Raw genomic sequence first — 18,444 nt, forward strand, 5'->3', positions numbered from 1 at the left:
AGCAGGCAATACACCCTCATGGCGCAACTGTTCGAACAATCGAAGAAGGTGATCGAGGCTCACCTTGCCGGAACCAGCCTCCGCGCGATCTCCGGTTCGATGATCGCCTACGAAGGCAATGTGCAGTTCAAGACGGCCGGGTTCGGCGGAGGCGACGGCGTGCTGGCCGGCCTCAAGCGGCGGGCTACCGGCGAGAAGCTGTCGCTGATGGAATGCTCCGGCCACGGCAAGGTCTTCTTCGCGGTGAACGGCCAGCACGTCACCGTGGTCGACCTGAACAACGAGACACTCCAAGTGGAGTCACAGCAGCTGCTCGCCTTTGTCGGGAACCTGCGCACCGACGTGCGCTTCGCAGGTCTGCGCGGCGCGTCCAGTGGCCAAGGCTTGTTCACCACCACCGTGTCCGGGCAGGGACAGGTCGCGCTGCTCTCGGCGGGCGGACCGCTCATCCACCTGGAGGTGTCGCCACAGTATCCACTGGTGGTGGACCCGGACGCGTTCGTAGCCGCGCGGGGCAACCTCAACCAGTCGTTCGTCACCGACGTCTCGTGGCGGACCGCGATCGGCCAGGGTTCGGGTGAGGCGTTCTCGCTGCGCTGGGACGGTCAGGGTGTGGTGTTGATCCAGCCGGCAGAACGGTAGGGCGAGCGATGTTCGAGAAGGTCAACGGCAAGGTCGTCAAGGTCGACGTCGGGATGGCGGGCGGCGTGGTCGCCCGGAATGGCGCGATGCTCTTCTACACCGGCGACGTTTCCTTCGCACCACATCAGGTTCCGGGTGCCCAGGGGATGGGCGGCATGGGTGGGCTGATGCGGATGGCCGGCCGCGCGCTGGCGGGCGAGCACGAGCGCACCATGCTGGCGCAGGGCACCGGCGAGGTGCATTACGGGTTCGCGGGCCTGGAAGTCCACGTGGTGCATATGCAGCAGGGCGCGACGCTGCGTGCCGAGGCCTCGCGACTGTTGGCCAACACGGCTGGGTTGCAGAGTTCGGTTGTCTCCGTGCTGAGTTCGGGCGGTGGCGGAGGCGGCGGCCTGATGGGGGCACTGCGCGGTGCCGCGACCGGCGCGTTGACCGGCCAGGGCATGTTCACGACACAGCTGTCCGGGCAGGGCGCCGCGGTGCTGCTGGCGCACGGCGGCTTCCTGGAACTGCAAGTGGGCGGCCCGCTCGGCTCATCTGGGGGACACCCCCAGACCCCCGGGCAGGTCGTAGTCGACCCGCAGGCCTTCGTCGCCGCGTACGGCAATGTGCAAACCGAGCTGAAGACGGCCCTGAGCTGGCGCGACGCGGTCGGCCGTGGTTCCGGCGAGGCGATGCAGTTGCATTGCGTCGGACAGGGCGTCGTCTACGTTCAGGCCTCCGAAGAGAAGTTGTGATTATGAGTGAGCGAATCATCAACGCAGCGCCGATGGGTATGACGGAGCCGAGCGCCGGCGAGGCGGAATCATGACCCAGATCCTCAATCCCATGAATCTCGGTGCGAGCGACAACCTCCCGGGAAACAGCTACGCGTACTGCATCGACCTGAACAAGCCGTGGTTCATGCGCAAGGGCGCGATGATCGCCTACTACGGCGACATGCGGTTCCAGATGCTCACCCACGGGCTGCAGGGCGGCCTGCTGCATATGGTGTCGCAGCAGTTCTCCGCACCGCTGTTCACCGGGGACTACGTCGTCGCCGAGGGGCACGGCAAGCTGATCATCGGCGACCGCGGCTACGACATCAATTCCTATGACCTGGAGGACAACGGCAACCTGACCATTCGGGCGGCGAACCTGCTCGCGTTCGAGCCGGGCCTGTCGCTGAACCAGTCCATCGTGCCCGGCTTCCTCACCCTCATCGGCACCGGCAAGTTCCTCGCCTCGTCCAACGGGCCGGTCATATTCGCCGAGCCGCCGCTGCGCGTCGACCCGGAATCGCTGGTCGGATGGGCAGATTGCCCCTCACCCAGCCACCACTACGACCAGCGATGGATCTCCAACTTCCTGGCCGCAGGCGCAGCGGCCTTCGGCGCGAACTCCGGCGAGGAGCGCCAGTTCGACTTCACCGGCGCGGGCACCGTGCTGATCCAGTCCAGCGAGAAGGTGCTCAGCGACTCGATGCTGGTGCGCACCATCGAGGGCCAGATCCAGAGCGGCATCACCGTCGGCGGCCTGCAACGACTGCAAGGGATCATCGCCCAGCAGTTGGGCGCCCAGCAGCAGTACTGATTCGGGCCGAACCGCGTCAGCGTTTCTCTGATCGTCGGGCGGACCAGCTATCCGAATGCCGATACGTTCGACATCGGTCACAATCACCGAGACACTGGGCCATGAACGTGGTCGGCACCGGTCAGTTGACACTGACCGTCGCCACACGAACTCTGCAGCCGGCCCCTCGAGACGGTCTGCATCAGACCGATCGCCCAGCAGGTCGGGCATCCGCGCAGCGCGAGCAGACCAGCCGGTGCGAGCAGCAAGCTGAATGCCCCGAATACCGGCATGAGCGCGATTGCGCCGATCAGCGTGCCGAATCCCACGAGGCCACGTGCCAAGTGCCGGGCCACCGAGGCGCTGGCGAAGCTCCGATCGTCAGTCATTGTGTCCGCTCCTTTCCTGAGTTGGGTGTGATGTGTTCCGCAGCTGCTGATGGACCGTTGCTCGGGCGCGGTGCAGCCGCGACTTCATCGCCGCGACGCTGAGGCCGAGCACGTCGGCAACCATCCGGCCGCTGTATCCCTGAACGTCTCGCATGATCAGCACCCGCCGCTGGTCGGTGGGCAACGCAGCGATCACCGCCGCCACCCGGCCGGCTTCGAGCCGCCGCACGGCCTCGTCCTCGGCCGACGCCACGGCGAGATCGGGCATCGGTTCGAGCTGCCGTGTCATCATTCGCCACTGCCGCAGGCACTCGTTGCGGACGATGCGGAACACCCACGACGCCAGCGCGCCCGAGGCACGCAATGTCCCGATCTTGCGATAGAGGATGATCAGCGCCTCCTGCGCGGCGTCTTCCGCGTCTTCGGCGGAGGCGCACAGTGTGTGAGCGAAACGCCGCACATGCGGGTAGGAGCCTGATACCAGTGCTGCGATCGCCGCGCTTTCGCCTTCCCGAGCGGCCGTGACCAACCGCTCATCAGGCCAGGTCTGGTCAGTCACGGGAGCGACTCCGGCGGCGAAGCAGGGTAACGCTGCACCAGCCGACCAGCACGGCAACGACGACGATAGCGGCAACGATCACGACGACCTCCTCGATCTGTGCCGACCTGGTTGTCGGCACAACTATCAGAGGACCGAGCACCATCAAAGGATTCACACACCACGACGCAGATCCACAGTGGGTGGACGTCAATGGCACCCATAGATCGTCGATCCCCTGGTCGAACCGCTACGGCGCCCAGTGCTGGCTGCGACGTCGATCGGCACCTCAGGTCAGCCGACACGCTGGAATTCCCACGGGTCGTGGGCGCTGATCAGCGTGACCTCGTCGCCGTGATCGCGGTGTAGTTCACGCAGGCGTGCTTGGGTACCGAGGCGCAGGTCGTGGTGCACCTCGGAGGTGGTCTGCACGATGTCGAGTATCGGGTGCGGCTGCGGGACGGGATCGAGTTCGCGGTGGTAGTAGTAGGCGTCGCCGCAGTGCAACAGCCAGCGATCACCGTCGCGGACAGCGACTCCCGTATGGCCTGCTGTGTGGCCGCCCAGCGGAATCAGCTGGAAGTCCGCCGAAAGCCCCTTCGGTTGCATCGCATTGAAACCGAACCAGTCCCCGGTCTTCTCCGATGCATAGGTGATCCAGTGCGGGTCGTGCGCCCAGTGCGCGGGGCGGTAGCGGAAACTCGGCGCTTCGACCAGCGCGGCCTCGAGTTCGGCGGCGAGGACATGAACCCGCGCGTGTGGAAAGTCTGGCAGCCCACCGCAGTGGTCCACGTCGAGGTGGGTGAGGATGATGTGCCAGACGTCGTCGGCGGCATAGCCGAGCCGCTCGACCTGCCGGATGGCGGTCTCTTCTTCGGAAAGGACCGCCTGGGACATCGCCACCCAATCCGCGCCGAGGGTCCCCTCCGGGTCACGGACATCGTCCAGCCCGATGCCCGTCTCGACCAGGACCAGCCCGTCGGATGCGGTCTCGACCAGCAGGCAATGGTTGACGGCGTGGGCAGGCGGGAGCCCGTCGTAGGTCGCCTCGATCTGTCGGACCGATCCGCAGTTGAGGTGATGGATTCTCATGCGAGCTAGTCTGTGACTTGAAGCGCGGTTCAAGTCAAGGAGACGAGAGATGACAGACGTCCTGCTCGATATCGCCGAGGTGGCCGACCACGTCGGCCTCGCTCCCTCCGCCCTGCGCTTCTACGAGAAACGCGGCCTCATCACCTCGACCGGCCGCAACGGCCTGAGGCGCACTTACCACCCCGACATCCTGAGCCGCCTCACCCTCATCACCTGCGCCCGCGGCGCCGGTTTCACCATCGCTGAGATCGCCCGTTTCCTGCGTGCCACCCCCACCGACACCGAGCTCCGCGGCCGCATGGCCGAAAAGGCCCGTCAACTCGACGAGGACATCGCTCGCCTGATCCGCATGCGCGACAGCCTCCAGCATGCGGCTACCTGCACCCATAACCCCCTGGTCGAATGCCCGGACTTCAAGTCCACCTTCGAACCCGCAGCCGAGCCGGTGTGATGGTGGCGGCATCAGCTCGGAATCGGAGCAGGCGATCTCACAACCCAGCAGTACACGGACGCGGTACTGGCTGGTCGAATTATGCAGGGGCCGACTCGAGGAACCAGTTGATGATCTCCTCGCCCGCGAGGATGCCGGTGGCGCGGGTGATGGTGAGGTTGGGGTGGGTCCAGTTGAGTTGTTCCAGTTCGCCGTGCCGGGGGCGGATGGCGAAGTCCGCGGAGCGCAGCATTTCGGCGTCGAGGGCACCGTCGCCCGCGGCGAACGTTTTTGCCGCACCGGCGAGTTCACCGGTTTCCCAGAGCCGGCGGCGCACCTCGGCGACCGCGCGACTCTTGCAGACGGCCAGCGGCATGGTGTAAATCTTGCGGCCCTGCTGGGACGCGGACCAACCGCGTTGACGGCACCAGGCATCCCATTCGGTGACGAAACCCTCCGGGACAGCCTTGGGTTTCACCACCAGGTAGCAGAACAGGTGGTCGGCTAGGCGGAACTTGGTGACCCACGCATCATCGATGCGCGTCCGCAGCTCCGCGCTCACCTCCGACAAGGTCGCGCCGCCCGCACGAACCTCGGCATCGACCTCGATGCGCCAGCGCATGTCGGGAACGCCGTCGACGAGGATGTTTCCTCCGTTGCTCGTTACCGCGTAACGCCAAGGCGCACCGGGCAATTGGATGCGCCCGAACTGTTTGACAGTGCGGGTGGTGGTGGGAATGACGGCGGCCGGTTCGGTAAGGGACTGCATCCGCAGCGCCGCCGCGGTGGTCATGAACGACAGCGGGGCCCCCTCGAGATGCTCCACACAAACCATCGGCACCTCACCGGCGGCGCTGAAGGCGTTACGCGAGTAGATCATCGTGCGGTCCAGGTCGGTCGCGATCAGTGCCCGTCTTCGTGGTCTTCGGGCCAGGTTCACTGCTGTACGTCCTTGATCAATCCCATGCATGAATACGCCAGGTCGGCAACGACCTCCACCGGTACACCCCGTGCGGCGGCGAGCATCCTGATGTGCGCGTGCTCCGGCGCGTCCGCCTCTCGGACCAGCACCCGCCACGGTACCCGCCGCAGCAGCACCCTGGTGGTCTCGCCGACACCTGGTTTCACAAAGTTCACGCTCGCGATGCCGTACTGTGCGCGCACGTTCTCCACCGAGGCCCATCCAGCCCAAGTCGGTGTCCGGTCACTCGCGCGGAGCGCGGCGACTTCGGCGGCGACCCGGTCACAGACCGCGTCGAAGGCGCCGCTCACGGTGTCGAGCAGCCGTCCGGACACGTCGACGCCGATCAGCTCGCGGTAATACTTGGCGCCGTGGAAATCACCGGGACCGATCAGCGTGTCGTTCAGTACGGTGCGCGAAACAAGACCGGAAACAGTCGAATTCAGGCATGCCGAGGCGATGAGAAAGTCGTCACGGGTGCCATAGGTGCGCACACAGTGTCCCGGATCAGCCAGCACCGCCAGCTCGTGGTCGAACTGTGCGCCACCAGCCGCGTGATACGCGTCGAGCGCTTCGGTGAGCTCGCGGGTGATCGCACCCTTGCCGGTCCATCCGTCCACGAACACGACCGAAGCCGGATCATGGTGCTCGGCCAAATAATCCAGAGCCACCGCGTCGATGCCCCGATCCCGCACGATCGACACCGCGTAGTGCGGCACCTCGAGACTCGGCCGCCGCGACCGCAGCCAGCGGCGCATCAGAACACCGACCGGCGTCCCGGCCCGGGCCAGCGACACCAGCACGATGTCATCGCCGCGTTCGGCGACGACGAGTTCCGACACCGTCGCGACGGCGAGCGCGAGCCGCTCGGCGCTGGCCGCCAGCACCTCGTCGAACAGCATCCGATACGACGCGTCCGGCTGGTACTCGATCGGCAGAGACTCGGCGTAATGCGCATTCCCGGCCTGGATCTTCCGCTCCCGCTCGGCCACGTCGGCTTCGAGGTCGACATCGGACAGATCCTTCAGCAGCCAGCCGACCTCCTCGGCCGGGTAGGACCCGAACTCCGGACCGTACAGCGGCACAGCGCGCCCCGCTTTCGACGTGACGACAGACTCGGACAGGTCGGCGACGCGTGACCGCCCGGCGTGCAGTTGCCGCGGGTCGGCGTCCGGCAGCACCGCGAGCAGCACGTCCGCGCCGGAGGCGGTCAGCACATCGATCAGGCCGCCGTCCGCGACCAGTTCGGGGGTGTCCGCGGGGGAATCGATCACCACGAGCAACACCGGCCCGCCTGAGCCGAAATCCAGCTCTCCGGGGAAGGACTCGACATCGCGCGCATCGATGTCCACCGATGCGAAATCGGCGGCCGGTGGTTCGGCGACAACGTCACCGGTAGCCCCCGCGAACCCGGGGGACCACCGCGCGTTGTACAGGTACCGCGGCTGCCCGGGGTCGGGCTCAGGAGCGTGGAACCGGAAGCCGCGGCGCAGCGGATATCCCGGCTCGTCCAGCACATACGCGGGCGATCGAGTGGTGGTCTGGAATCGGGTCGGAGTCCCGGATTCGGCGAGTTCCACCGCGATCCGCAGCGGCAGGTACATCAATTCCTCGTGCCCGAGCACGATGACGGGCCGTCCCGCGAAGTCCGCCGCGAGCCAACCGCGCACCGTGGCGGCGGCTTCGGCGAGCGCCGATTCGAACGCCGCCGCGTCCGAGGAGAGGATGCCGTGCCTGCCTCCCTCCGGCACCGATCCCGGCCACGGAAGCATCCCACGAACGAACACACCGGGCTGCTCGGCGACCGGATTGAGCTCCGGTTCGGGTAGCGCCGCGACCGCCTTCGGCAGACTTTCCGGCAAGACGGTGCGCCCGGACGCCAGGCAGACCGTGTCGATCGTGGCGCCGAGTTCGGCGGCGACAGTGTCGAAGACGACGCGGTCGTCCGCCGTACGCATGTCGACCAGTGCGGCGAGCACGTAGTGCGCCCGGGGAGCGAACGCGTGCAAGGCGCGCACCGCGTCTATCGCCGTCGCGCCGGTGGAGATCTCGTCATCCACCAGCACCAGCGGAAGGTCGTTGACGAAGATGCCGGCGGGCACCGGTTGCAGCAGGTGGGAGGTGGCGTGCGAATGCCCCTCCTCGAATCCGGTGAGCGTATCCGCGGCGGCCGCCGCACGCCGCGTCGAGTGCAGATAGCAGTCCGCCCCGATCCGTGCGGCGACGGTGTGCCCGAGTCCGGTGGCGGTTTCGGCGAATCCGAGCACGACCGCTCCACGTTCGCCGAGTGCGGCACGGACCAGATCACCCAGGTGATCGCCTGCGGCGAGCACCACACGCGGATCGGTCGGCAGATGCTTGCCGAGAACCGTCGACACCAACAGATGCGCCCGCCGCGGATTGCGGCGCAAACCGGGCTGGATCAGCGCGGAAATCGACGACACGGCAGGTAGCGCGCTCTCCGATCCGGCATGGCCGTGCGCCTGTTCGTGATGAAGTTCGATACCTAAAACTTTTGTAGCCCAAGGAATTCTATGCTGGCCGAGCTCGGCCGCGGTCTGGCTCATACGGTGACCAATGCCTGCAACAAGTCCACGAACGACACTCCCTTGTTCGCCACGCCGAACACCCTGGCCCGCAACAGGGTCTGCCGGGCCCAGCTGCGGTGCGGCCGCATCTCATTCATCTTGTTCCGGTAACCCGAGGCCGCGACACCGCCGACGTCGGCCCGCAGGATGTCCAGGGCATCCGAATACTCCTCGTGCGACACCACCGACAGGGCGTGCACGGCGGCCACATGCGACGGATGGATCACTGTCTTGCCCTGGATGCCGTTGGCGCGGTCCAGGGTTATCTCGCGCAGCAGTCCGTCCAGATCCCGGCTGACCAGGTACTGACGGAACGGCACCGCGTCCGATTCCTCGAACGGCGCGGTGCGCAGCTGCGGGCGGAACATTCGCTCGTGGTCGGCGAAGTACTCCCACACCGGCCCGGTGATGACGAACCCGGTCCCGTCCGCGCGCCCCAGATAGTTCACGATGTCGGCGATCACGTCGGCGACCACCCGGACGTCGTAGATCGTCAGGTCGCGATCACGCCGGATACCGAACGTCGAGCACATGTCGGTCGCGCCGACCCGCACCGCCAGCACCCGCTCCCGATGCGCGGCAAGCAGCGCCGCGATCCGGACGAGCTCGCCGTCGCGGGTCTCCCGGTGCACCAGGCCCGCCGATTCGAGCACCGGCATCCCGTACAACGGACGGTCCAGTCGCTGCGCGGCCGAATTCAGGGCATTCAGGTACTTCGGTCCCGAAATGCTGTCGAACTTCGGCAATACGAACCCGGTCAGCACTGTGGCGCCTGGGCCCAGTTGTTCGATGATCTCGGTGATCGTGTCCGCGTCACGGACCCGCACGAACAGCAGCGGATTGGCATCCTGGCTCGCCGCGAGCAGATCGAGCACCGCGACGGTCTGTCTTTTGGCGTACTCCACCTCGTCATCGGCGACAGCGTCCTCGAGGTCGATCACCATCGAGCACACGCCGCGCTCGGCGCGTTTGCCGATCGTCAGCGCGAGGTCCGGTCTTGTCGCGGGCGCGTACAGGGTCGCGCCGAGCCCGATCGCCAACAGTTCTCGGTCGGTGTAGTCGTCGCCGAACGGTTCGGGCTGCCGGTGGAAAAGACGCCTCGCCTCTGGGCCGTGTAACTGCCGGAAGTGGCGCAGCGGCATTCGCTTCCGCAGGGATACCTCCTGCTGGACGGCGATGCCTGCGGTCATCCTTGCCCCATCCTCATTCTCGTCGTGGTCCTGCTTCTTTTCTCATTCGATCCACTACCCCGGCTATGAATTGTGTGACGGCATCGAGTTCCGCCACATAGGCCCAGTAGTCGGGGTGACGCCCCGACAGTGTTTCGCTGATTCTGTCGATCCGTGCGGCCTGTGCGTCGAGCACCGATCCCCATTCGGCGACGAGCCCGCGGCTCATCGCGAGCATTTGTGCATCCCGCAGCCGAAATCGTACGGCCTTCGCCTGTTCTTGCGGGTTGGACCGGACGTCGCGCAGCACAGCGAGCCGTTTGGTGACGGCACCGACCTTCTGCTCGGCCTCGGCGAGGAATCCGCGCGCGGATGTGGTCAGATCAAGTGCAAACTCCGGGTTGTTCTCCGCCGCTGCCGTGCGCGCCCTGCCGAGAGCCGCGTCCGCGGCATCGATGGCTCGCTGACTTTCCCGCTCATTGTTAGCCAGATCGGCCGAACTCGCAGCGTTGAACTCACGAAGCAATGCCGAGTACGCGGGCGCGATCCCCCCCGCCCTGGTCCGGACAGCGGCGATGCGGGTGCTCACCGAGGAGATCGCGGTGTTTGCCGCAGCGGCCCGCGAGGGGGCGTGCGCCAAGGCGTCCGCGAGTTCTTTGGCGGCCGCCTCCAGCCGGTTCGCGGCCTCGCGCAGAGTGCCCGCCCGCGCACCGGAGCCTGCCGATTCCAAGGTGACCACAGCGTCGTCCACCGCGGCGGCGCGGTCGCGCACCGAGGGATAGTTCGCGAACTCCGATTCGGCGGCCTGCCCGCGCACCGTCGCCGCGGCGATCTTCACCTGGCGGACCAGCTGCGGCACCGTTCCGAGGACGGCGACCGCGTGTTCGAGCTGAGACTGATTGCCACGGTAGAATTCGTCGACGGCCCGGGCCGCGTCGGTCAACTGCCGCACCACGGCATCGGTGCGCTGCCGGTCGTGCTGCACCGGTGGGCCCTCGCGCTGCGCTGCCTCCAACTCCTCGGTCAGCGCCAGATATACGCCCGCGGCGCCATAGCACTTGTCGCGCAGCGGTTCCCAGCGCGCACCCATCCGCCACTCGGGAAAAACCTGGTCGGAGGCAAGCACCGCCGCGTCGGCCGCGCTCTGGCGTCGATCCATGTCGAGGAACGCCGATGCCAGCGCCGTACGTGCTTGTTCGATCCACTCGTCGTCCCCGGACGAGCGGAACCATCGACGCCTTCGGCCTGCCACGCCCCGATGGTAGGAGATGTTCCTGTTCGCCGAGGGTTGCGCCGGTTCTTACGCAACTTCGCGGAAACCTACTACTGTCGTAAGGCGTACCCGGCGATTCGGACATGCTGGGAACCAATGACGGACTATCGAAAGGGAATCCCGCATGGGTGTCAGTTTGTCCAAGGGCGGCAATGTCTCGCTGACCAAGGCGGCGCCTAACCTGACCGCTGTAGCTGTCGGCCTCGGATGGGATGTGCGGACCACCACCGGCACCGACTTCGACCTCGACGCGAGCGCCATCGCCACCGGCGGGGACAAGAAGGTCGTGTCGGACCAGCACTTCGTCTTCTTCAACAACCTGCGTTCGCCCGAGGGGTCGATCGAGCACGTGGGTGACAACCGGACCGGCGAGGGCGAGGGCGACGACGAGGTCATCAACGTCGACCTGGCCGGCACCCCGCCCACGATCGAGAGCATCTTCTTCCCGGTCTCGATCTACGACGCCGACTCCCGGTCGCAGTCGTTCGGCCAGGTCCGCAACGCCTACATCCGCGTGGTTGATCGCAGCAACGGCGAGGAACTCGCCCGGTACGACCTTTCCGAGGACGCCTCGACCGAGACCGCCATGGTCTTCGGCGAGCTGTACCGCAACGGTGCGGAATGGAAGTTCCGCGCGATCGGCCAGGGCTACGCCTCCGGTCTGGCCGGCATTGCCCGTGACTACGGCGTGAACGTCTGAGGAATACTTCGCTGTTCGCAGGGGGTCCGGCGACGGGCCCCCTCGTCATGTGACCAGGCAGGCCGGCGCCCTGGAAGCTACGTTGGACAACCGGCGGTTCAGCGGCCACGCTGGTAGCAACCGTCGCCGACTCGTTTTTCACTTCACGAAAGGTCCCAGCGTGGTCCTGCGCATATTCGGCATGTCCTTCCTAGTCACGGTGGTCTCACTCGTCGTGGCACTGCTGTACGGCGGGCCGACCGCCCTCGCGCTCGCCGCGATCCTCGGCATCCTCGAGGTGTCGCTGTCCTTCGACAATGCCGTCATCAACGCCACCATCCTTCAGCGGATGAGCGATTTCTGGCAGCGAATCTTCCTGACCATCGGCGTGTTGATCGCCGTCTTCGGCATGCGCCTGGTCTTCCCTCTCGCGATCGTGTGGATCACAGCCGGGCTGGATCCGGTGCGGGCCTTCGACCTCGCGCTCAACCCGCCGGCAAACGACGCGGTGACCTTCCCGGACGGCAGCCCGAGCTACGAGAAGCTGCTCACCGACGCGCACCCGGAGATCGCGGCGTTCGGTGGCATGTTCCTCGCGCTGCTGTTCCTCAACTTCATCTTCGAAGAGCGCGACATCACCTGGCTCGGCTGGCTGGAGCGGTCGCTGGCCAAAGCGGGCAAGCTGGACATGCTCTCGGTGGTCGTCGCGGGTGCCGGCCTGATCCTCACCGCCGAGTACATCTCCGACGAAGCGCACCGATCGACCGTCCTGGTCGCGGGCTTGCTCGGCATGATCACCTACATCGCGGTCGACGGGCTCGGCTCCATGTTCCACACCGAGGAGCACACCGGAGGACCATCCGATCTGGTCAAGGCCACCGGTAAGGCCGGCTTCTTCCTGTTCCTGTATCTGGAGGTGCTCGACGCGTCGTTCTCCTTCGACGGTGTGATCGGCGCGTTCGCCATCACCTCCGACCCGATCATCATCGCGCTCGGCCTCGGCCTGATCGGCGCCATGTTCGTGCGGTCGATCACGGTGTACCTGGTGCGCAAGGGCACCCTGTCGGAGTACGTCTACCTGGAGCACGGCGCGCACTGGGCGATCGGCGCACTGGCGGTGATCCTGCTCATCTCGATCGGCGTGCACGTCAACGAGCTCGTCACCGGTCTGGTCGGCGTCGCGTTCATCGGCGCGGCGTTCATCACCAGCATCGTCCGCAACCGGCGCGAGGACGACGAGGAACTGGACAGCGAACGGGAGGCGACGCCGGTAGGCTGATTCCCGGCATGCAGCCGAAGACCCTGTGCGGCAGCGGCCCTATCCCATCGGATGGCCGCTGCCGCTCTCGTTTCGATTGAGGGGGGATCGCGCCATGGCGATCGACCACAACCCCGGCGGCGTCAACCTGTCCAAGGTGACCCTGTCGAAGGCGACACCCAGCATCAACCTCACCAAGCCTGGTGAGCAACAGGGGACCATGAGGGTGAACCTGAACTGGTCGAGCGGGTCCAGGGGGTTCTTTCGCCGATCCAAACCCGTCGACCTCGACCTCGGCTGCTTCTACGAGCTGTCCAACGGAGCGAAGGGCGTCGTGCAGGCGATCGGCCACAACTTCGGTGCATTAGAGGCCGAGCCCTACATCGAACTGGACGGCGACGACCGCAGCGGTTCCGTCGAAGGCGGCGAGAACATGCGCATCAACCTCACCCGCCCGGAGCTGTTCCGCCGCATTCTGATCTTCGCCCTCATCTATGAGGGCGTGCCGAACTGGGGCGCAGCCGACGGTGTGGTGACGCTGTATCCCACGGCGGGCCCGCAGATCGAGGTCCGCTTGGACTCCCCGGTAGTCGGCGCCCGCTCATGTGCCATCGCGCTGCTGCAGAACCAGGGGCCCGGGATCACCGTGTACCGGGAGATGCAGTACGTCAACGGCGCCCAGCGTGAGATCGACCAGGCATACCGCTGGGGTATGCAATGGCACAGCGCACGCAAGTAGGTCAGCGTGCCGCGACCGCGGGCCGCCGCGCCGCGACCGCGGCGGAGGGAGCCGAGGGCTTGCGTGACGCGAACACCAAACCGACGAGGCCGACACTGAGCCCTGTGATCGTGAGCGGCCGCAACGGCTGATCGATCAGCAGCCAGGCCAGGATCGCGGTGACCGCGGGCGTCGCGAAGAACAACCTGCCGACCCTGGTCGCGTCACCGTGCCGCAGCATCACGTTCAGCAGCAGGACCGCCGCTATCGAGTTCACGAGCACCAACCAGGCGACCGATCCAGCGAACCGGCCGACGTCCGACACGTGAACCTGACCGGTCAGCCAGGCCAGCAACCCGGCGATGGGCGCGCTCACCACCATGTGCAGCGTCGTGGACGCCCGCGGGTCGACCGTGGGGACGAACCGCTTCTGGTACACCGTGCCGATGCTCAGGCCCAGCAATCCGACCGAGCACAGCAGCAGTCCGACCGGCGAGAAGTGAGACTGGTCGACCACCGCCAGCGCAACCCCGATTCCGCCGATGCCGAAGCCGAACCACTGTCGCACCGTGACGGTTTCGCCGAGAACCCCTGCGAACAGCGCGATGACCACCGGGTTCAACCCTTGCACCAGCGCGATCACCGCGGCTGAGACATGATCGCTCATCGCCATGTAGAAGGCGCCGAACTGGACAATTTGCATCAGCAGCCCGGCGACGAGCACGTGCGGGACTTGGCTTCCGCGCGGCCGGGTCGCCCGCACCGCGAAGGCGTACACCGTGAGCAGAACACCCGCGAGGGCGTAGCGCGCGAACAGCACGAGCATCGGCGGCGCGGCGCCGACCCCGATGATCCCGGCGATGCAGGCGCTGCTCCACAACAGGACGAACAGCGGCTGCGCGGCCACCGTCATGAACTGAGCCTTCACGGACCCTCCCGGAATAACCGCCTTGGGTGGTTATCAAGGTGATATCCCAAGGTGGTCAGTATGACGGGGTGTCCACCTTCGTGCGTGGCGGAAACCTCGCACTGGATTTCCCAGGTACCGTCCAGGCCCGATCGCCGACCTGCTCGATACCCCCGGCGCTCTCCGAATGGATCGTCGCGACCCTAAGCCACCGGAACCAGATCACCCGGGTCGTACCGCGGCACCGGCGGCGGCACCGGGCGATATCCGCGCGGCAGCGCCCACAGGAACACGAAGAACAGCACTACCAGCAGGCTCGCCCGGCCCCACACCCCGAACTGGACGATGTTCTCCATCAGATCCACGGAGGTGCCCGACCCCATCGAGTAGAAGTACCGGAATACGCCGATCCCGATGGCCGCGTCGGCGACGAGATAGCTGCCGATCAGCCACCACGGCACCTCGAGCAGCACGAGGAACGGCACCAGCCACAGTGTGTACTGCGGCGAATGCACCTTGTGGAACAACAGGAATCCACACAGCATCGCGCCACTCACCCCGACCCACGGGAAGACGCCGGTCATCAGGTATCGCCGCCAGCCGAGCCACATGGCCAGCACGAACGCGGCGATCACCAGCATCGGGGAGGCGATCGACACCACCTGCTGGAACACCGCCTCGCTCTGGACGTCCTGGGCGAACATCGGCCGCAGCCCCCAGTACCAAATGGAATTCGTGGTGATGTCGGCCTGGCGCAGCTGTTGAAAGGTGATCGACGCGCGCCACCCCTCGTAGCCTGCCACCGCGAACGGCAGGTTCACCGCGACGACAGTGCCGACGGCCGCCGCGGCGGCGAGCAGCGCGCCGCGGACGTCGAAATCGCGATCCGACTGATCCCGGTCGCGTTCGACTCCCCCGGTGAGCACATACGCCATCAGTGGCAACACGAAGATCCCCGGGTACAGCTTCAGACAGAAGCCGAGCCCGAGCAGCACCGCGGCCAGAATTCCTCTGGTGCGCAACGGATATCGGGTCAGGGCGCCCACCACGTAGACTGCCGCCACCGCCGTGCACACCACCGGGAGCTCCCAATTGTGGAAGGCGTAGAGCACCAGCGGCGGTCCCGCCGCCCACAGCAGCGCGGCGCGTCCGGCGAGCCGGGCCAGCATCCACGCCGTCAGCAGCGCGAACGGCGCGAGCAAAAGTGCGGAGTGCAGCAGGAACTCGGCATCGTTGTCCGCACCGACCGCGCCGAGCCACATCAGCAGACCACTGAGCACCGGATATTCCACCGCGCCTCCGACCAGCGCACCATCGCGGGTGATGCCGCCGCCCAGATAGGGAAAGACGTGCTCGTTGATATCGCGGCCGAGCCAGAGGAACTGGATGTCGGAATAGCAGACGTCCGAATCCTTGGCGATGTCGAAGACCGTGCTGCGACCGTCCGCGTCGAACGGCGCACCCGCACACCTGGCCTTGTTCACATACGCCAGCGCGAGTGTCAGACCGCACAGCAGCACAACCACCGCGGCCAGCGCCGCGCGACGTCCCACGCGCCCTGCGAGCAGGTCGCGGGCGGCGAGTCCGGTCGGCATAACAACCACCCTAAGCGGGACGACCGGAGCGCGGCGATGTTCCCCCACCGCAACGACTGATTTCGTGCGCATATGGGTAACTCGCCGGGCACCGGCTCACTCGCCCGCCACCTCACCGCCCGCCGCCGACGGCACGGCCGCGACTGCCGAGTCCGGCATGAATACGCGCAGAGGCACGAGGCGGGGGAGTGGGGCGTTTCGCTGCTCACCAGCCGTTCATGTAGCCTTGTCGGGTTGCTGACGCAACGACCCTCCTGCCACGGACCGTCCGTGGCCGTTTCCTAGTCCACAGGAGGTGATTGGTCCGTGCGTCATTACGAAGTGATGGTCATCCTCGATCCAAGCCTGGACGAGCGCACTGTTGGTCCGTCGCTGGACAACCTGCTCAGTGTCGTTCGCACCGATGGCGGCAAGATCGACAAGGTCGACATCTGGGGCCGCCGCAGGCTCGCCTACGAGATCGCCAAGCAGGCCGAGGGCATCTACGCCGTGGTCGATCTGACCGCCGAGCCCGCCACCGTGAGCGAGCTCGACCGGCAGCTCGGTCTCAACGAGTCGGTACTGCGCACCAAGGTTCTGCGCCACGACAAGTAGTTCCGCAACTCTCGTTTGCGTCAGAGCCTGTGCCTAGGCTCTAGCGCAACACCGAGACGCGGACTGCACACCGAGCAGGAGGAACCAACCACATGGCAGGCGACACGGTCATCACCGTCATCGGAAACTTGACGGCCGACCCCGAGCTTCGATTCACGCCGGCGGGACAGGCGGTGGCGAATTTCACCGTCGCGTCGACACCCCGTGTTTTCGACCGTAATTCGAACGAATGGAAAGACGGCGAAGCGCTGTTCCTGCGCTGCAATATCTGGCGCGAAGCCGCGGAGAATGTTGCCGAAAGCCTGACCAGGGGTTCCCGCGTCATCGTGAGCGGACGGCTCAAGCAGCGCTCCTACGAAACCCGCGAGGGCGAGAAGCGCACGGTCGTCGAGCTCGAGGTCGACGAGGTCGGTCCCTCGCTGCGCTATGCCACCGCGAAGGTCAACAAGACCAGCCGCGGCGGCGGGGGCGGCGGCTTCGGGTCCGGCGGCAGTGGCAGTGGCGGTGGCGGTAATTACGCCTCCTCCGGTGGTGGCGGTGGGCGTTCCGGCGGTGCCGAGGACGACCCTTGGGGCAGTGCGCCCGCGGCGGGCTCCTTCGGGGGCGGCAGCCGCATGGATGACGAACCGCCGTTCTGAGAACGGACACATCGGCCCGCATGATCCGGGCCATCAAGGATTACGGAGTACACGACCATGCCTAAAGCGCCAGCGCGCGAAAAGGTGCTCAAGAAGAAGGCTTGCGCGTTCTGCAAAGAAAGCAAGACCGGAATCGTTTCGATCGATTACAAGGACACGACGCTGCTGCGCAAGTACGTCAGCGACCGCGGCAAGATCCGTGCCCGCCGTGTCACCGGCAACTGCGTGCAACACCAGCGTGATATCGCGGTCGCGGTCAAGAACTCGCGTGAGGTGGCTCTGCTGCCTTACGTGTCGACGGCTCGCTGAGAAAGGGAGGCACGCAAATGAAGTTGATTCTGACTGCTGACGTGGACAACCTCGGCGCCCCCGGCGACACGGTGGAGGTGAAGGACGGCTACGGCCGCAACTACCTCCTGCCGCGCGGCCTGGCGATCGCGGCCAGCCGCGGCGCGCAGAAGCAGGTCGAAGGAATCCGCAGGGCGCAGGACGCCCGTCGGGTTCGCGATCTGGACCACGCCAACGAGCTGAAGCAGGCCATCGAGCGCCTCGAGTCGGTCTCGCTGACCGTGAAGACCGCGGGCACCGGCAAACTGTTCGGCTCGGTGACCCAGGCGGACGTCGCCGCGGCCATCAAGTCGGCGGGCGGCCCCGTCGTCGACAAGCGCAGCATCGATCTGCCGAAGGCGCACATCAAGACGACCGGCAAGCACGGCATCGTCGTGCACCTGCACCCGGATGTGGTGGCCAAGTTCGACCTGACGGTCACTGCCAGCTGATTCAGGCCTACGTCGAAAGACCACTCCCGTGTCCCGCACAGGAGTGGTCTTCGGCCGCGCCGTGGTGGACCACAGAATTAGTTAGCTGTCAGTTTGCCTATTGCCAAGTGTTTCGCTCGGGAAATTCTTGGCAAATCGGTCGCCGGCCACCGGTCCTCTAGCCGTTCGACCTGTGGATCACCGGCGAAATAAATCGGTAGCAATGTGATATGAGTCATGTCCCGCTTACGCGCTGTTCACTCAACACGCCCGACTCTTCAACTTGGTCGACACGCCGGTGCTTGATTCATCCACATGCCGAGTGATGCGAAAATCCATGTCTATCTGGATGTTTGTCCGCAGCGACCTGGGTTTTCCCCAGGTTGCACACAGGGGGTGCACAACACTGGGGGAAACAGTCCCCAGCTTATCCACAGCCGTGTGCACAGTCCGGTTTGGCGGACGACTGCCGGGTCACCTAGGTTCATCGCATTGCCGCGCGCGAGCTGCCACCCGACCGGCGGAAACCGGCAGGCCGCGGCGGTAGCTGGGACCTGGCCGATCGAGGCGAAAGTGTCGGTGCCCGGGAGTAGAACGAGTCATCAATAGGGGCAGAACCCGGTCGTGGGGTAGAGAGGACGGTCGAGTCTGGTGACAGCCACCG

The 18,444-nt window shown here is 66.1% G+C and carries 20 protein-coding genes; 11 read left to right on the forward strand and 9 right to left on the reverse strand.

The window, feature by feature from the left end; all coding sequences use genetic code 11:
- The first annotated feature begins 18 nt into the window (after window positions 1-18).
- From OH799_RS23870 to OH799_RS23880, 3 genes are all read left to right on the forward strand, one after another.
- Window positions 19-642 carry an AIM24 family protein gene (locus tag OH799_RS23870; protein WP_406282449.1) on the forward strand — a complete coding sequence of 208 codons (624 nt, stop codon included), beginning with the start codon at window positions 19-21 and terminating at the stop codon, window positions 640-642.
- Between the two features lie 8 nt (window positions 643-650).
- Window positions 651-1,379, forward strand: coding sequence for an AIM24 family protein (locus tag OH799_RS23875; RefSeq protein WP_406268126.1), 729 nt, complete (start codon window positions 651-653; stop codon window positions 1,377-1,379).
- A 70-nt stretch (window positions 1,380-1,449) separates the two neighbouring features.
- A complete protein-coding gene (locus tag OH799_RS23880) occupies window positions 1,450-2,214 on the forward strand; it encodes an AIM24 family protein (RefSeq protein WP_406268129.1) in 765 nt (254 codons plus the stop codon).
- Window positions 2,215-2,297: 83 nt separating this feature from the next.
- Here the strand turns inward: OH799_RS23880 and OH799_RS23885 are convergent, their stop codons facing one another.
- The 3 genes from OH799_RS23885 to OH799_RS23895 form a co-directional block, all read right to left on the reverse strand.
- Complete coding sequence (locus OH799_RS23885) at window positions 2,298-2,582, reverse strand: hypothetical protein (protein WP_406268132.1); 285 nt, start codon at window positions 2,580-2,582, stop codon at window positions 2,298-2,300.
- Window positions 2,575-3,141, reverse strand: a complete 567-nt coding sequence (locus tag OH799_RS23890; RefSeq protein ID WP_406268134.1) for an RNA polymerase sigma factor — start codon at window positions 3,139-3,141, stop codon at window positions 2,575-2,577. The genes OH799_RS23885 and OH799_RS23890 overlap by 8 nt, the downstream gene beginning before the upstream one ends.
- A gap of 273 nt (window positions 3,142-3,414) precedes the next feature.
- Window positions 3,415-4,212 carry an MBL fold metallo-hydrolase gene (locus OH799_RS23895; protein ID WP_406268137.1) on the reverse strand — a complete coding sequence of 266 codons (798 nt, stop codon included), beginning with the start codon at window positions 4,210-4,212 and terminating at the stop codon, window positions 3,415-3,417.
- A 49-nt stretch (window positions 4,213-4,261) separates the two neighbouring features.
- Between OH799_RS23895 and OH799_RS23900 the strand changes: the two genes are divergently transcribed.
- Window positions 4,262-4,663 (forward strand): MerR family transcriptional regulator, encoded by a 402-nt coding sequence (locus tag OH799_RS23900; RefSeq protein WP_406268140.1) that lies wholly within the window; start codon window positions 4,262-4,264, stop codon window positions 4,661-4,663.
- 79 nt (window positions 4,664-4,742) lie between these two features.
- Here OH799_RS23900 and OH799_RS23905 read toward each other — a convergent pair whose 3' ends face one another.
- Genes OH799_RS23905 through OH799_RS23920 form a run of 4 tightly spaced genes read right to left on the reverse strand, consistent with a single transcriptional unit; the run spans window position 4,743 to window position 10,612 of the window.
- Entirely contained in the window at window positions 4,743-5,522 is a 780-nt protein-coding gene (locus tag OH799_RS23905; protein WP_406282451.1) for an HAD family hydrolase, read from the reverse strand.
- 56 nt (window positions 5,523-5,578) lie between these two features.
- Window positions 5,579-8,170, reverse strand: a complete 2,592-nt coding sequence (locus tag OH799_RS23910) for a phosphoribosyltransferase (protein WP_406268143.1) — start codon at window positions 8,168-8,170, stop codon at window positions 5,579-5,581.
- A complete protein-coding gene (locus OH799_RS23915) occupies window positions 8,167-9,381 on the reverse strand; it encodes an HpcH/HpaI aldolase/citrate lyase family protein (protein WP_406268146.1) in 1,215 nt (404 codons plus the stop codon). The genes OH799_RS23910 and OH799_RS23915 overlap by 4 nt, the downstream gene beginning before the upstream one ends.
- Before the next feature lie 13 nt (window positions 9,382-9,394).
- Window positions 9,395-10,612 (reverse strand): hypothetical protein, encoded by a 1,218-nt coding sequence (locus OH799_RS23920; RefSeq protein WP_406268149.1) that lies wholly within the window; start codon window positions 10,610-10,612, stop codon window positions 9,395-9,397.
- A 145-nt stretch (window positions 10,613-10,757) separates the two neighbouring features.
- Between OH799_RS23920 and OH799_RS23925 the strand changes: the two genes are divergently transcribed.
- The 3 genes from OH799_RS23925 to OH799_RS23935 all read left to right on the forward strand — a co-directional run bounded on the left by OH799_RS23925 (window position 10,758) and on the right by OH799_RS23935 (window position 13,309).
- Window positions 10,758-11,333 (forward strand): TerD family protein, encoded by a 576-nt coding sequence (locus OH799_RS23925; RefSeq protein ID WP_357258913.1) that lies wholly within the window; start codon window positions 10,758-10,760, stop codon window positions 11,331-11,333.
- Between the two features lie 160 nt (window positions 11,334-11,493).
- Complete coding sequence (locus tag OH799_RS23930) at window positions 11,494-12,591, forward strand: DUF475 domain-containing protein (RefSeq protein WP_406268152.1); 1,098 nt, start codon at window positions 11,494-11,496, stop codon at window positions 12,589-12,591.
- Between the two features lie 94 nt (window positions 12,592-12,685).
- Window positions 12,686-13,309, forward strand: coding sequence for a Tellurium resistance (locus OH799_RS23935; RefSeq protein ID WP_406268155.1), 624 nt, complete (start codon window positions 12,686-12,688; stop codon window positions 13,307-13,309).
- 1 nt (window position 13,310) lies between these two features.
- On the opposite strand, the gene OH799_RS23940 is transcribed toward OH799_RS23935, so the two are convergent.
- Window positions 13,311-14,216, reverse strand: coding sequence for a DMT family transporter (locus OH799_RS23940; RefSeq protein ID WP_406268158.1), 906 nt, complete (start codon window positions 14,214-14,216; stop codon window positions 13,311-13,313).
- Between the two features lie 182 nt (window positions 14,217-14,398).
- The gene (locus OH799_RS23945) at window positions 14,399-15,790 is read right to left on the reverse strand and encodes a hypothetical protein (RefSeq protein WP_406268161.1); all 1,392 of its coding nucleotides are present in this window, start codon (window positions 15,788-15,790) and stop codon (window positions 14,399-14,401) included.
- Window positions 15,791-16,096: 306 nt separating this feature from the next.
- On the opposite strand from OH799_RS23945, the gene rpsF reads away from it, so the two are divergent.
- The 4 genes from rpsF (at window position 16,097) to rplI (ending at window position 17,801) form a co-directional block, all read left to right on the forward strand.
- Window positions 16,097-16,384: a 30S ribosomal protein S6 gene (gene rpsF / locus OH799_RS23950; RefSeq protein ID WP_327110998.1), complete on the forward strand. Its 288-nt coding sequence runs from the start codon at window positions 16,097-16,099 to the stop codon at window positions 16,382-16,384.
- 92 nt (window positions 16,385-16,476) lie between these two features.
- Window positions 16,477-17,022, forward strand: a complete 546-nt coding sequence (locus tag OH799_RS23955) for a single-stranded DNA-binding protein (RefSeq protein WP_406268164.1) — start codon at window positions 16,477-16,479, stop codon at window positions 17,020-17,022.
- A 57-nt stretch (window positions 17,023-17,079) separates the two neighbouring features.
- Window positions 17,080-17,331: a 30S ribosomal protein S18 gene (gene rpsR / locus OH799_RS23960; protein ID WP_406268166.1), complete on the forward strand. Its 252-nt coding sequence runs from the start codon at window positions 17,080-17,082 to the stop codon at window positions 17,329-17,331.
- Window positions 17,332-17,348: 17 nt separating this feature from the next.
- Window positions 17,349-17,801: a 50S ribosomal protein L9 gene (rplI, locus tag OH799_RS23965; protein WP_406268169.1), complete on the forward strand. Its 453-nt coding sequence runs from the start codon at window positions 17,349-17,351 to the stop codon at window positions 17,799-17,801.
- The last annotated feature ends 643 nt before the right edge of the window (window positions 17,802-18,444 follow it).

It is taken from the genome of Nocardia sp. NBC_00881, from assembly GCF_045207455.1.
Lineage (GTDB): Bacteria > Actinomycetota > Actinomycetes > Mycobacteriales > Mycobacteriaceae > Nocardia.

Bases quoted from the DNA above. Each gene is read 5' to 3' on its own strand.
- OH799_RS23870 (WP_406282449.1), top strand. From the start codon at position 19: ATGGCGCAACTGTTCGAACAATCGAAGAAGGTGATCGAGGCTCACCTT.
- OH799_RS23875 (WP_406268126.1), top strand. From the start codon at position 651: ATGTTCGAGAAGGTCAACGGCAAGGTCGTCAAGGTCGACGTCGGGATG.
- OH799_RS23880 (WP_406268129.1), top strand. From the start codon at position 1,450: ATGACCCAGATCCTCAATCCCATGAATCTCGGTGCGAGCGACAACCTC.
- OH799_RS23885 (WP_406268132.1), bottom strand. From the start codon at position 2,582: ATGACTGACGATCGGAGCTTCGCCAGCGCCTCGGTGGCCCGGCACTTG.
- OH799_RS23895 (WP_406268137.1), bottom strand. From the start codon at position 4,212: ATGAGAATCCATCACCTCAACTGCGGATCGGTCCGACAGATCGAGGCG.
- OH799_RS23900 (WP_406268140.1), top strand. From the start codon at position 4,262: ATGACAGACGTCCTGCTCGATATCGCCGAGGTGGCCGACCACGTCGGC.
- OH799_RS23905 (WP_406282451.1), bottom strand. From the start codon at position 5,522: ATGATCTACTCGCGTAACGCCTTCAGCGCCGCCGGTGAGGTGCCGATG.
- OH799_RS23910 (WP_406268143.1), bottom strand. From the start codon at position 8,170: ATGAGCCAGACCGCGGCCGAGCTCGGCCAGCATAGAATTCCTTGGGCT.
- OH799_RS23915 (WP_406268146.1), bottom strand. From the start codon at position 9,381: ATGACCGCAGGCATCGCCGTCCAGCAGGAGGTATCCCTGCGGAAGCGA.
- OH799_RS23925 (WP_357258913.1), top strand. From the start codon at position 10,758: ATGGGTGTCAGTTTGTCCAAGGGCGGCAATGTCTCGCTGACCAAGGCG.
- OH799_RS23935 (WP_406268155.1), top strand. From the start codon at position 12,686: ATGGCGATCGACCACAACCCCGGCGGCGTCAACCTGTCCAAGGTGACC.
- OH799_RS23945 (WP_406268161.1), bottom strand. From the start codon at position 15,790: ATGCCGACCGGACTCGCCGCCCGCGACCTGCTCGCAGGGCGCGTGGGA.
- OH799_RS23955 (WP_406268164.1), top strand. From the start codon at position 16,477: ATGGCAGGCGACACGGTCATCACCGTCATCGGAAACTTGACGGCCGAC.
- rpsR (WP_406268166.1), top strand. From the start codon at position 17,080: ATGCCTAAAGCGCCAGCGCGCGAAAAGGTGCTCAAGAAGAAGGCTTGC.
- rplI (WP_406268169.1), top strand. From the start codon at position 17,349: ATGAAGTTGATTCTGACTGCTGACGTGGACAACCTCGGCGCCCCCGGC.